The sequence below is a fragment of the Aurantimonas marina genome, assembly GCF_017183135.1.
Taxonomy (GTDB): domain Bacteria; phylum Pseudomonadota; class Alphaproteobacteria; order Rhizobiales; family Rhizobiaceae; genus Aurantimonas; species Aurantimonas marina.
In genome coordinates this window covers 15,349-28,539 of the sequence record NZ_JADDXW010000005.1, presented here as the reverse complement: position 1 = coordinate 28,539, position 13,191 = coordinate 15,349, and the positions used below count along the sequence as shown (strand labels likewise).

13 protein-coding genes are annotated in these 13,191 nt (G+C 65.3%); 12 read left to right on the top strand and 1 reads right to left on the bottom strand.

The window, feature by feature from the left end; translation table 11 throughout:
* Window positions 1–64: 64 nt before the first annotated feature.
* From ING15_RS07415 to ING15_RS07405, 3 genes are all read left to right on the top strand, one after another.
* Window positions 65–1,252 (top strand): lytic murein transglycosylase, encoded by a 1,188-nt coding sequence (locus ING15_RS07415; protein WP_206454164.1) that lies wholly within the window; start codon window positions 65–67, stop codon window positions 1,250–1,252.
* Between the two features lie 136 nt (window positions 1,253–1,388).
* Window positions 1,389–1,817 (top strand): CopG family transcriptional regulator, encoded by a 429-nt coding sequence (locus ING15_RS07410; RefSeq protein WP_206454163.1) that lies wholly within the window; start codon window positions 1,389–1,391, stop codon window positions 1,815–1,817.
* Window positions 1,818–1,919: 102 nt separating this feature from the next.
* Window positions 1,920–3,062 (top strand): extracellular catalytic domain type 1 short-chain-length polyhydroxyalkanoate depolymerase, encoded by a 1,143-nt coding sequence (locus tag ING15_RS07405; RefSeq protein WP_206454162.1) that lies wholly within the window; start codon window positions 1,920–1,922, stop codon window positions 3,060–3,062.
* 71 nt (window positions 3,063–3,133) lie between these two features.
* Here the strand turns inward: ING15_RS07405 and ING15_RS07400 are convergent, their stop codons facing one another.
* Complete coding sequence (locus ING15_RS07400) at window positions 3,134–3,655, bottom strand: EF-hand domain-containing protein (protein WP_206454161.1); 522 nt, start codon at window positions 3,653–3,655, stop codon at window positions 3,134–3,136.
* A gap of 287 nt (window positions 3,656–3,942) precedes the next feature.
* Between ING15_RS07400 and lgt the strand changes: the two genes are divergently transcribed.
* The 9 genes from lgt (at window position 3,943) to ychF (ending at window position 13,170) form a co-directional block, all read left to right on the top strand.
* A complete protein-coding gene (gene lgt, locus ING15_RS07395; protein WP_206454160.1) occupies window positions 3,943–4,836 on the top strand; it encodes a prolipoprotein diacylglyceryl transferase in 894 nt (297 codons plus the stop codon).
* Window positions 4,833–5,954: a class I SAM-dependent methyltransferase gene (locus tag ING15_RS07390; protein ID WP_206454159.1), complete on the top strand. Its 1,122-nt coding sequence runs from the start codon at window positions 4,833–4,835 to the stop codon at window positions 5,952–5,954. Before lgt ends, ING15_RS07390 begins: the two co-directional genes overlap by 4 nt.
* Window positions 5,955–5,976: 22 nt before the next feature.
* Window positions 5,977–6,786, top strand: coding sequence for a peptidoglycan editing factor PgeF (gene pgeF, locus ING15_RS07385; protein WP_206454158.1), 810 nt, complete (start codon window positions 5,977–5,979; stop codon window positions 6,784–6,786).
* 3 nt (window positions 6,787–6,789) lie between these two features.
* Window positions 6,790–7,938, top strand: a complete 1,149-nt coding sequence (locus ING15_RS07380) for a M24 family metallopeptidase (protein ID WP_206454157.1) — start codon at window positions 6,790–6,792, stop codon at window positions 7,936–7,938.
* Between the two features lie 137 nt (window positions 7,939–8,075).
* Window positions 8,076–8,882, top strand: a complete 807-nt coding sequence (locus ING15_RS07375) for a hypothetical protein (RefSeq protein WP_206454156.1) — start codon at window positions 8,076–8,078, stop codon at window positions 8,880–8,882.
* Between the two features lie 181 nt (window positions 8,883–9,063).
* Entirely contained in the window at window positions 9,064–9,996 is a 933-nt protein-coding gene (locus ING15_RS07370) for a ribose-phosphate pyrophosphokinase (RefSeq protein WP_206454155.1), read from the top strand.
* 495 nt (window positions 9,997–10,491) lie between these two features.
* Window positions 10,492–11,166: a 50S ribosomal protein L25/general stress protein Ctc gene (locus tag ING15_RS07365; RefSeq protein WP_206454154.1), complete on the top strand. Its 675-nt coding sequence runs from the start codon at window positions 10,492–10,494 to the stop codon at window positions 11,164–11,166.
* Between the two features lie 47 nt (window positions 11,167–11,213).
* Window positions 11,214–11,954, top strand: a complete 741-nt coding sequence (gene pth / locus ING15_RS07360) for an aminoacyl-tRNA hydrolase (protein ID WP_206454153.1) — start codon at window positions 11,214–11,216, stop codon at window positions 11,952–11,954.
* Between the two features lie 112 nt (window positions 11,955–12,066).
* Window positions 12,067–13,170 (top strand): redox-regulated ATPase YchF, encoded by a 1,104-nt coding sequence (ychF, locus tag ING15_RS07355; RefSeq protein ID WP_206454152.1) that lies wholly within the window; start codon window positions 12,067–12,069, stop codon window positions 13,168–13,170.
* Window positions 13,171–13,191 lie beyond the last annotated feature (21 nt).

Here is a 13,191-nt window from a genome sequence, read left to right as displayed (position 1 = left end):
TCCGCCATCTTGCGTGGCTAATCGGCGTGCGCCTTCGCCGTCTTTAGAGAAAAGGATCACCGCGATGCTTCGAGCCCGCCGTCTTGCCCTGACCCTGACATTGCTCCTCTCCGGCACCAGTCTCGCGGCGGCCCAGCAGTGCGGCGGTGACTTCTCGCAGTTCCTCGACGGCGTCCGGGCCGAAGCGCTCGCCAAGGGCCTGTCTCCGGCTGCCGTCGATACGGCGCTCGCCAGCATGCGGCTCGACCCGAAGGTTCTCGCCGCTGACCGCGCGCAAGGCGTGTTCGCCCAGGATTGGCAGCAATTCGCCACCCGCATGGTCAACAGCTACAGGCTGACCCAGGGCAAGGCAAACCTTCAGAAATATTCCAGCGTCCTTGCCAAGGTGGAGGCCGATACGGGCGTCCCGGGTCCGGTGATCGCCGCCTTCTGGGGATTGGAGACCGATTACGGCGCGGTGCTCGGTAATTTCGACACGCTGGCGGCGCTGGCGACGCTGGCCCATGACTGCCGCCGGCCGGAGCTGTTCCGCCCGCATCTCATCGGCGCGATCGAGATCGTCGATCGCGGCTACCTGACCCCATCGGAGATGAAGGGTGCCTGGGCCGGCGAGATCGGCCAGACACAGCTTCTACCCGAGGAATACATCGCCTTCGGCACGGACGCCGACGGCAATGGCCGGGTCGACCTGCGCAAGGACGCGGCGGATGTCCTTGCCACCACCGGCAAATATATCCAGTCGCTCGGCTGGCGCGGCGGCGAGCCGTGGCTGGAAGCGGTGCGAGTGCCGGCCGATTTCCCTTGGGATCGCGCGGCCCTCGTCAACAAGGAGCCACGGGCCGACTTCAGTGGGCTCGGCGTCACCAGGGCCGATGGTTCGCCGCTTCCCGCCGACGAACTGCCGGCGGCGCTGATCCTGCCGATGGGGCGCGGCGGCCCGGCCTTCCTCGCCTATCCGAATTTCGACATCTATCTGAAATGGAACAAGTCGCTGGTCTACTCGCTGACCGCGGCGTATTTCTCGACCCGCCTCGCTGGTGCCCCGCCCATCGAAATGGGCAATCCGCGACCTGGCCTCGACCTCGATCAGACCAAGCGCTTGCAGCAGAAGCTGGTCGAGCTCGGCCACGACGTCGGCGGCGTCGACGGCATCCTCGGCGAGAATACCCGCTCGGCCGTACGCCGCGAACAGCAGCGGCTCGGCCTACCGGCAGACGGCTGGCCGACGCGGGATCTTCTGTCGGCGTTGTAAGGCTCCCTCCGACCGCGAGTGGCTCAAGCGTCGCCCCGATCGGCGGGGCCCTTGCTTGGTCGGCGGCGTTATCCCTTTTCCGCATTGCAATGGGATCGTTGAGCATCCACATACCATCCACCTGGATGGACCCTGGATGGCGAACATGAGCGCGACGAAGCAGGACATGCGGCTTCGATCGACGGAGAGCGAGAAGATCACGATCAATCTCGGCTTTGTCGATCTGGGCCACATCGACCTCTTGGTGAAGGAGGGATTCTACTCCAACCGCTCGGATTTCCTCCGGACGGCGGCGCGCAACCAGCTTGATCGTCATGCGGATGCAGTCAAGCAATCGGTGACGCGGCGCCGGCTCGATCTCGGTCTGTGCCACGTCACGAGGCGCCAGCTCGAGGCCCTGAAGGCGAAGGGCGAATTGCTGCATATTAGGGTTCTCGGCCTAGCAGTCATTGCACCCGACGTCTCCGCCGAACTGGCGCTTGCAACCATCGCTTCCGTTCAGGTGTTGGGTTCCCTGCAGGCCAGCCCGGCGGTCAAGGCGGCACTGCGCCAACGCACTGCCTGACAGCGCCGCCAGAGGCGGCTTTGCGGCCGGCCGCCGTGCAGTGTTTGGTTCCAGACCACCCGAAGCTCGCCCGCGAGCCCTTTTCTCACAGGATCCGATTTTATGAACATACTGTCCAAGGCCACCATGATGGAGGCCGCCCGTCTGACCCGAAACGGGCAGATCCACGAAGCCACCGCTCTCTTGCGAGGGGCCGGCGGGCGGGCGCGTTCATCGACCCTCGGCTCGGGAACCTCGGCGGAAGCACGGCCGCAGTACCACGCGGACGGTGCGGCACCATCACTCGTTCCCCGGGTGCTTCGCCGCTATCTTGACCGGCTCGGCACCCAAGATGCGGAGGCATTCTCCGCTTCGCGGACCGTCCCGAATGCTGGCCCATTGCCCGCCGGCGCGCGCTTTGTCTCCAGCAGCTACACCAACGCCGCAGGGAGCCGCGACTACAAGCTCTATGTGCCGAGCGGATATCACGGACAGGCTGTGCCGCTCGTCGTCATGCTGCATGGCTGCACCCAATCGCCCGACGATTTCGCCGCCGGCACGCGGATGAACGAGTTGGCGGAGGAGCAGATCGTCCTCGTCGCCTACCCCGCCCAGTCCCGGACAGCGAATACCTCAAAATGCTGGAACTGGTTCAATGCGGCGGACCAGGAACGGGATCGCGGTGAGCCCTCTTTGATTGCAGGGATCACCCGCCAGATCATGGCGGAGTTCGCGGTCGAGCCCGGCCGGGTCTATATCGCGGGACTGTCCGCCGGCGGCGCTGCGGCGGCGATCATGGGCGCGACCTATCCCGACCTTTATGCGGCCGTCGGCGTTCATTCGGGCCTGGCCCACGGAGCCGCGCGCGACATGGGATCCGCCTTCGCAGCCATGCGCAACGGCGGCGCCCCCGCCGCCTGGACATCGGCGTCCCGCGGGATCATCCCGACCATCGTCTTCCACGGCGATCGTGACGCCACCGTCCATCCCGCCAATGGCGAGCATGTGATTGAACAGGCCAAGGCCGCCGCCGGCATCCGGACCGAAATCAGTCAGGGCGAGGCCCCCGGCGGGATACGGTATACCCAAACGGTCCACGCCGACGAAGAGCGGGGAACGACGCTGGAACATTGGGTCCTGCATGGCGCTGGCCACGCATGGTCCGGCGGTAGTCCCGCCGGAACCTATACCGAACCGAAGGGACCGGACGCGAGCCGCGAAATGCTGCGTTTCTTCCGCGCGCAAGCCGACCCGACGCGCGGCTGAACGGCCCGCGCGAAACCGTGCGGGAAGCCGGGCGCAACCAACCGCACCCGGCTTCCCGTCACATCAAGAGCCTACTGGCGGGGCATTGTCCTGCCACCCCTCGGCGACATGAAGGCCTGGATTTCCTCGGTCGTGACCTTGCCATCCCCGTTGGCGTCGACCGCCTTGAAGAACCGCGCGTGCACGGCCTGGACCTCATCGAGCGACAGGGCTCCATCGCCGTCGGTATCGAGCAGGATCATCATCATCCGCATCATGTGGGGGCCGCCCATGCGCGGTCCCATCATGCCACCCCGCCTCCAATCGGGCCCACCTTGCCCGTAGAACTGGCCCGGCATTCCCCACCGATCGTCATCGTCGTCATCACGCTCCGAGCGTTGCCGACCCGATCGCATCATGTCGTCGTCGTCGTTCTGCGCGCGCTCCGATCGCTGCCCGCCCGGACGCATCATGTCGTCGTCCTGCTGCTGCATCATCCTGCCTGGCCGATCCTGCTGTCCGGCGGCTCCCGGGGTCTGCTGGCTATTGGCGGCCATGGCGCTTCCCGCCAGGATCAACGCGGATGTCGTCAGCGTCAGTATGGACTTGATCATCGGTGGTCTCCTTTTTGATCGCCGGGGCACAGCCCGGCATTGAGCCTCGTTGCCTTGCACTGTCACGCGCGAAACTGCTTCCGAGATTCGTCCGCGGCTGTGTTCGGCGACATAGGCGATAGCTGGGTTATCGGCCTCACGGCCAGTCGCGGCATTGACGCAAATCAACGCTTCGCGCGATGCTTCAATCATCCAGCGCCACCCTTGACCCTCCAGTGGGGACAAGGTCTATGTCCCGCCGCATGCAAAGCGGCGCCCGGCGTCGACAATCTCGCAACGGCGGTTCGATGCTCACCCTCCCCACCCTCGGCGTTCTGACCTATCCGCAGATCGATCCGGTCTTTCTCGATCTCGGACCGGTTCAACTGCGCTGGTACGGCCTGTCCTATGTCGCCGGCATTCTCTGCGGCTGGCTCTACGGGCGCTATCTCGTCGGCAATACCAAGCTCTGGCCGAACGGCGTCTCGCCGATCACCAAGACCCATATCGACGATTTGATCCTGTATCTCACCCTTGGCATCGTCATCGGCGGACGATTGGGCTCCGTGTTCTTCTACGATTTCGAGCGATATGCCGCCGAACCGCTGGCCATCTTCAAGGTCTGGGAGGGCGGCATGGCCTTCCATGGCGGGCTGTTGGGGGTCGTCGTGGCTATGCTGATCTTCTGCCGGGTCTACAAGGTTCCGGTATGGAGCCTCATCGACGTGGTCGCCGCATCGGTCCCGTTCGGGCTGTTCTTCGGACGCATTGCCAACTTCATCAATGGCGAGCTCTGGGGGGCGCCGACGAGCGTCTCCTGGGCGATGGTGTTTCCCGATGCCCCGGATGCGCTGCCCCGGCACCCGAGCCAGCTCTACGAAGCCGCGCTCGAAGGCATTCTTCTGTGGCTGATTCTCTGGATCGCCACCCATCACTTCAAGATGCTCGGCCGTCCCCGCTTCGTCGGGGGACTGTTCCTGTTCGGCTATGGCTGCGCTCGCATCTTCGTGGAGCTGTTCCGCATGCCGGACGTACAGCTCGGCTATCTGTATGGCGGCTGGCTGACCATGGGCATGGTGCTCTCGATCCCGATGCTGCTGATCGGCATCTGGGGCATGGCTACCGCCAAGCATCGTGCCTACGAACCGCGCGAGGCCGAGGACGCGCAGTCCACCGGCGGGACCAATGCAACCCGGCCATGACACCCCTCGCCCGCAAGATCGCGGAGTTGATCCGCATCGAGGGGGCGATCGGCCTCGATCGCTATTGGAACCTGGCGCTGTTCGACCGCGAGCATGGCTATTACGCGGCGCGCGAGCCGTTCGGCCGGACCGGCGATTTCATCACCGCGCCGGAGATCAGTCAGATGTTCGGCGAGTTGATCGGCGCCTGGATCGCCGCAGCCTGGCGCGAACACAGGTCCCCAGCTTCGTTCCTGCTCGCTGAGATCGGGCCGGGACGCGGTACGCTGATGGCCGACATGTTGCGGACCCTGCGGTCCGTCGCCCCGGACTGCCTCAAGGCCGCCAAGGTCCGATTGGTGGAAACGAGCGATCGGCTCGCCGCCGAGCAGATGGCCGCACTCGACCGCTTCGATCTGCCGATCCGCCGGGTCAGACGGATCGCGGATCTGGAACGGGAGCCACTGCTTCTCGTCGCCAATGAACTCTTCGACGCACTCGCCATCCGCCAGTTCGTCTTCGACGGCGAGACCTGGCGCGAGCGCTGCATCTCCGTCGCCGATAGCGGGCGGTTCGAGTTCGTGCTGTGCTCGGCAAGGCCGGAGCTGCCCAGCAAGATCGCCGCGACCTTGCCGCACCCGCCGATGGCCGGCGCGGTGCTCGAATTGTCGCCGGCGCGCGAGACCCTGGCGGCGACGATCGCCCAGCATCTGGCCGAGGAAGGCGGTGCCGGGCTCTTCATCGACTACGGCCATGCCGCGACCGGCTTCGGGGACACGTTGCAGGCGATCCACGGCCATGCCTTCGCGGACCCGCTCGACCGGCCGGGCGAAGTGGACCTCACCAGCCATGTCGATTTCGAGCGGGTCGCGGCGCCGTTTCGACACGCGGGGCTCGCCGTCTCACCAACGGTTCCACAAGGAGACGTTCTCCTCGCGCTTGGGCTGCTGGAACGCGCCGGCGCTCTCGGCAACAAAATGAGCGAGGCCGGGCGGGAGGAAATCGGGGCCGCGGTCGCGCGTTTGGCAGGCACAGGCGAGAAAGAGATGGGGATTCTTTTCAAGGTATTGTCCGCGTCTTCTCGCCCACTGTCTTTACCGCCTTTCGGGGTGGCCGACGCCGGATTGACTTCACCCTGACCCTCCACCACCATCCCGCGCCATGTCAGATACCCGAGCCAGTCCCGCCACGCCCCTCGCCGATTCGGCGCTCATCCGCTCGGACCGCCTGACCGGCGCCGGGTGTGTCAGCCATGCCTTCTTCACGCGCCTCGGCGGCGTGTCGGGAGGCATCTATGAGGGGCTGAACGTCGGTGCCGGATCGAACGACCGGCGCGATGATGTCGAGGAGAATCGCGCCCGGGCGGCGGCTACGCTGGGCGCGACACCAGGCGATCTCGCAACTCCGTGGCAAGTCCATTCCGGGGAAGCCGTCGTAGTTGATGGACCCTTCACGGGAGACCGACCGCGCGTCGATGGCATCGTGACCAACCGGCCCGGGCTCGCCGTCGGGGTCGTCACCGCCGACTGCGGCCCCGTGCTCTTAGCCGACCCGAAAAACGGCGTTGTCGGCGCCGCCCATGCCGGCTGGCGCGGGGCGCTCGGCGGCGTTCTCGAAGCGACAATCGCTGCCATGGAGAGCGCCGGCGCGAACCGGGATTCGATCGCGGCCGTGCTGGGACCGACGATCACACAGGCCAATTACGAGGTCGGCATCGAGATGATGGCCGAGTTCCTCGACGGCGACGCGACGCGCGAGCGCTTCTTTCTCGGCGGAGTGTCGCCCGACAAACGCCAGTTCGACCTGCCGGGCTTCATCCTCGCGCAATTGCGGGCGAGCGGCGTCGCCGCGAGTTTCGTCGGCACCTGCACCTATGGCGACGCTGATCGATTCTTCTCGTTCCGGCGCACGACCCATCGCGGCGAGCCCGACTATGGCCGCCAGCTATCCGCCATCGCTCTGAGAGGCTGACCGATGCTGCATTTCGGACGGGACGAATTCGAGGCGCGGCGGGACCGGCTGATCCTCGAAATGGGCGAGCAAAAGCTGGATGCGATGCTGCTGTTCGCCCAGGATTCGATGTACTGGCTGACCGGCTACGATTCCTTTGGGTTCTGCTTCTTCCAGTGCCTCGTGGTGAAGGCCGATGGCGACATGCGCCTTTTGACCCGCTCGGCCGATCTTCGCCAGGCCCGCCATACCTCGATTCTCGACGCGATCACGGTCTGGCGTGACCGCGGCAATGCCGATCCCGTCATAGAGCTGCGCGACATGCTGGACGAGATGGGCTTGCTTGGGGCGCGCATCGGCGTGGAATGGGCGACCCATGGGCTTACCGCCGCCAGCGGCCAGCAGGTCGAGGAGCGGCTCGGTTCGTTCGCGTCGCTGAAGGACGCCTCGCCGCTCATCCCGATGTTACGGGCGGTCAAAAGCCCCGCCGAGATCGACATGGTCCGCGAAGCCGCGCGCTTCGCCGACGACGCCTTCGCGGCTGCCCGGCCGCTGATCCGCCCGGGGGCCGACGAGGCCGAAATCCTCGCGGCAATGCAAGGCGAGGTCCTTCGACAGGGAGGCGACTACCCCGCCAACCCCTTCATCGTCGGATCTGGTCGCGACGCTCTGCTCTGCCGCTACAAATCCGGCCGCCGCAGGCTCGACGAGAACGACCAACTGACGCTCGAATGGGCCGGCGTCAAGGCCCAGTACCACGCGGCGCTGATGCGGACCGTGATCGTCGGCCGGCCCTCCGACCGGCATCTCGAACTCCATGCCGCCGCCCGGGAGGCGCTGCAGGCGGTGGAGGCGACCATGCAGCCGGGCCATACGTTCGGCGATGTGTTCGACGCCCATGCCGCCGTCATGGAGGCGCACGAACTGGCGCGCCACCGGCTGAGCGCCTGCGGCTATTCGCTCGGCGCGCGCTTCGCGCCATCCTGGATGGACATGCCGATGTTCCATTCCGGTAATCCGGCTGTCATCGAGCCGGGCATGACTCTGTTCGCCCACATGATCGTCATGGATTCCGATAGCGAGACCGCGATGACGCTCGGGCGCACCTATTTGACGACGACGGCCAAGCCGGAGTCGCTGTCACGGCTGCCCCTCGATCTTATCGTTCTGTAAAGCACGATAATAAAATCGCGCGCATCGACCGGGACAAGGCGCCCGTTTCGAGAGTTTTTTAAGTTTTCCCTGCAAGAGATTGCTGACGTTCGACTGATGGAAACGCCAGACCTGAAAACGGCAAGGGAACAGCTCCCGTGAAAACCCGAAACGCCCGTCGCGCGCCGGTCATTGCCGTCAGCCTTACCGCCGCCCTCACCGCTTGCACCGGCATCGATGGCACCATCGGCATGGGAGCGAATGGCCCGATGCCGAGCGTCGACATCGGCTCGACAAGCACGCTCGGAGCGCCGGTGGGCTCCATGTCCGCGGCAGCCGGCGGCAGCATAGGCGCCCCGCCGGCCGCGCCGCAGGCCCAATATCCAGTCGCCGCCTATCCGGCAACCACTTCTCCGGCCGCAGCCTATCCGCCTCCTGCGTCCGAGCCGCTCACGCCCCGGCGTGCCGCGGTCGCATCCGAGCCTCTCGCTCCTCCTCCCGCAACGCTCGCATCCCAGCCACTCGCCCCGCCACCGACCCAAGTGGCCGCCACGCCGCAACCAGCGGCTATGCCCGCTTCCGCCACCGCGGCAGTCCGGGCCGCGGGCGAAGTCCAGTTCCTGCCCCTGGTCGGAGCGCCTCAGGACAAGGCCGAATTGCTCGCCCGCGCGCTATCCGAAACGGCGGCAGCGCAGGGCCTGCGGATACGGCCTGCCTCCGAGGCGGTCGCGGATGTCCGGCTCAAGGGCTATTTCTCGGCGTTCAACGACGGCTCCACCACAACGCTCGTCTATGTCTGGGACGTGCTCGACGCCAACGACCAGCGCATCAAGCGCATCCAGGGCCAGGAGGCCATTCCCGGCAAGACCGACGATCCGTGGGCCGCGGTCGATCTTACGACCTTTCAAGCCGTCGCCAGGCGCACGCTCAGCGAAGCGGCCGAATTGTCCCCCCGCGCCGGCTGACCGCCGCTTCCCCTTGCGTACCAGTTCTGCGATTCTTGCCGCACTGCGAAACCGCGCGGGTTGACGATTTGCGCGATGTTGTTATGAGCCCCTTCCATCGATCGGCCTCGCGAAGGACACCGACGGAACGGCACCTCAAGCTGCTTGCCCAGTCGGTGGCCCGATTACCGGAAAGAACGCGATGAAACTGTTCAGCGGCAATTCCAATCGCGTTCTCGCAGAAGCCATCGGACGCTACCTGGAATTGCCTCTCGGCGACGCCATGGTCCGGCGGTTCGCCGATCAGGAAATCTTCGTCGAAATCCAGGAGAATGTGCGCGGCGAGGATGTGTTCATCATCCAGTCGACGGCCTATCCGGCGAACGATCATCTCATGGAACTCTTGATCATGATCGATGCCCTGCGCCGGGCCTCGGCTCGCCGCATTACCGCCGTAGTCCCCTATTTCGGCTATGCCCGGCAAGATCGAAAGGCCGGCGGTCGCACGCCGATTTCCGCCAAGCTGGTCGCGAATCTCATCACCGAGGCGGGCGCCGACCGGGTCATGACCCTGGATCTCCACGCCGGACAGATCCAGGGCTTCTTCGACATTCCCACCGACAATCTGTTCGCCGTGCCGCTGATCGCGCGCGACGTGAAGGCGCATCAGGACTTGTCGAATCTGATGGTGGTCTCGCCAGACGTCGGCGGCGTCGTGCGCGCACGGGCTCTGGCCAAGCGCCTCGACGCGCCGCTGGCCATCGTCGACAAGCGCCGCGACCGGCCAGGCGACTCCGAGGTCATGAACATCATCGGCGACGTCACCGGCCGCAACTGCATCCTGATCGACGACATCATCGATTCCGGCGGCACCCTGTGCAATGCCGCCGACGCGCTGGTGAAAGCCGGCGCCAACAGCGCCTCGGCCTACATCACCCACGGCGTCCTGTCGGGCGGGGCCGCTGCCCGCATCACCGCATCGAGCCTCAAGGAACTGGTGATCACCGATTCGATCCAGCCGACCAAGGCGATCCTCAACGCCCACAACATCCGGGTCGTGACCACCGCCAACCTTCTCGGCGAGGCGATCGCCCGCACCGCATCCGAGGAATCGGTCTCGAGCCTGTTCGACTGACGGGCTGACAGCGCCGGCGCGATCGCTCGGCGCCCGGCCGCTTCTGGCCGCGCAGCGATTTCCGGCGTAACATTCATGGCCTGACCCGAAAATCGGGAGCCTGGCCATGCTCCACAGCCTCGACCGGATCAGCGTCCGGCAGGTGCTCCTCGCCAGCATCGGCCTTGTCGCGATCCTGTTGGCGATTGGCCTGGCGACCCGCGAGAACGTCGCCGACAAGCCGTATCTGACCATCGCCGGCTCCAGCTTCATCTTCAATTACCGTGTCGCGGACGCCTGTTACGGCTTCACGCCATCGTCGAGAAGTCGGTGCGGAACTATTCGCGCGCGCCTTGCTCCTCCCCGCGCCTTGCGCTATAGGCACTCCGTCCGCGCAGACACCCTTGGAGGCAGCGCGGAGTTGAGCGGTCTGGTCGGCTTTTGCCGACGGGTCCGCTTTTCGTCGTTTCGGACAAGACGTCCGCGCGACCACCTCGCAAACAAAAGGATATAGCCATGAGCGAGACCTTTACGGTCAAAGCCGAGGCGCGCGACAAGGTCGGCAAGGGGGCCGCCAGACATCTTCGCCGCTCCGGAATGATTCCCGCCGTCATCTACGGCGACAAGCAAGATCCCCAGCCGATCGCGATCCCCTACAAGGAAACCTTTCTGGCGTTGCACGCCGGCGGTTTCATGACCCATGTCGCGACGATCGAGCTGAACGGCAAGAAGATCAAGGTGCTCCCGAAAGACTATCAACTGGAGCCCGTCCGCGACTTTCTGATGCATGTCGACTTTCTGCGCGTTTCCGCAAAGACCCGCGTGACCGTCGAAATCCCGGTTCACTTCGAGAACGAGGATGATGCCCCGGGCCTGAAGCGCGGCGGTGTTCTCAACGTCGTGCGCTATGCGGTCGAGGTTGTCGCGCCGGCAAGCGCCATTCCCGAGGCGTTCACGCTGGATCTCACCGGTCTCGATATCGGCGATTCCATCCATGCCTCGGCGCTGACGCTGCCGAAGGGCGTCGATCTGACGATCACCGACCGCGATTTCACCATCGCGACGATCGCGGCTCCGGCCGCGCTTCGGTCGGAAGAAGATGAGGCAGCGGAGACGGAAGCGGCTGACGAAGTCGAGGCGACCGAGGTTGCTGAAGGCGACGCTGAGAACGAGTCCGGCGAGGACAAGTAAGCGGCCGGCTCCACCGAGCCACGTTCACGAGAAAAAGGAGCCGGGCGATGTTGCTGATCGCAGGATTGGGCAATCCCGGCTCCCGCTACGCCGGCAATCGCCACAATATCGGGTTCATGGCGGTCGATGAGATCGCCAGGGCCCCGTCCTTCTCCCCTTGGTCGAAGAAGTTTTCCGCCGAGATCGCCGAAGGCCAGATCGGTGCGGAGAAGGTGCTTCTCGTCAAACCCCAGACCTTCATGAACGAGTCCGGCCGCTCGGTCGGCGAGGCGGCCCGCTTCTTCAAGATCGAGCCCGCGAACATCGTCGTCATCCATGACGAACTCGATCTGGCGCCCGGCAAGCTGCGGGTAAAGACCGGCGGCGGCAATGGCGGCCACAACGGACTTCGATCGATCGACGCCCATCTCGGCACCAAGGACTATCGGCGCATGCGCCTCGGCATCGGCCATCCCGGCGCGAAAGAGGCGGTCACGCCGCACGTCTTGGGCGATTTCGCCAAGGTGGACCGGGAATGGCTCGATCCCTTGCTGGAGGCTATCGCCCGTCACATCGACAGTTTGGTCGCCGGCGATGACGCCCTGTTCATGAACAAGGTGAGCGTTGCCACCGGATCGAGTGAACCGGCGGGCGCCAAGGGCGCGTCGACAGGCTCCGCCAAGCGCCAGGGCAACGGCAAGGGCCAAAGCCACATTCGCCAGGCACGCGGCACGGGTCCTGTCTTGAAGCCGCCCGAAAAGGGGCCGATGGCCGAGATGCTGAAACGAATTTTCGGAGCGAAGGACTGAGCGGCACCATGCCCGCCCCTCCTCCCTTACGAGCCGGATGTGGACATCTGGAAACCGGACTTCCGCCCGCATCCCGCTTTCACCGGTGATCTAGAGACAAGGACCAGACCCCATGGGTTTCAGATGCGGTATCGTCGGCCTGCCGAATGTCGGCAAATCGACGCTGTTTAACGCCCTCACAAAGACGGCCGCCGCCCAGGCGGCGAACTACCCGTTCTGCACCATCGAGCCGAACACCGGCGACGTGCCGGTGCCGGACGCGCGGCTGAAGGACATCGCCCGGATCGCCAAATCGGCGGCGATCATCGCCACGCGGATCACCTTCGTCGATATCGCGGGCCTGGTGCGCGGCGCCTCCAAGGGCGAAGGGCTCGGCAACCAGTTCCTCGCCAATATCCGCGAGGTCGACGCGATCGTCCACGTGCTGCGCTGCTTCGAGAATGACGACATCGTCCATGTCGAGGGCACGATCGATCCCGTGGCCGACGCCGAGACCGTCGAGACCGAGTTGATGCTGTCGGATCTGGAAAGCCTGGAACGGCGCACGGTCGCCACCCGCAAGAAGGCTGCCGGCAAGGACAAGGAGGCGCAGCAGGCTCTTCCGGTCATGGAGGCAGCGCTGGAGAAGCTGCAGGCCGGCGAACCGGTGCGCGTGCTGCTCGCCGGGATGGACCCGGAGGAACGGCGCGAATTGCGCAACCTCAACCTTTTGACCTCCAAGCCGGTCCTCTATGTCTGCAACGTCGCCGAGGACGACGCGGCCACCGGCAACGCGCATTCCGAAGCGGTAGCGGCGATGGCCGAGCGCCAAGGTGCGCGAACCGTGGTGATTTCGGCGGAGATCGAGTCGGAGATCGCCCAGCTTCCACCCGAGGAAGTGGGCGACTATCTGGAGGCAATGGGGCTGAGCGAACCCGGTCTCGACCGGCTGATCCAGGCCGGCTACGAACTCCTCGACCTGATCACCTATTTCACCGCCGGGCCGAAGGAAGCGCGCGCCTGGACAGTGAAGCGCGGATCAAAGGCGCCGCAGGCGGCCGGCGTCATCCATACCGACTTCGAAAAGGGCTTCATCCGCGCCCAGACGATCGGCTTTGCCGACTTCGTCGAGCTCGGCGGCGAGACTGCGGCCAAGGAAGCAGGCAAGGCCCGCGACGAGGGCAAGGAATATGTCGTCCAGGACGGCGACGTGCTAATGTTCAAATTCAACAATTAACTCCAACATATTGGTCTTGAA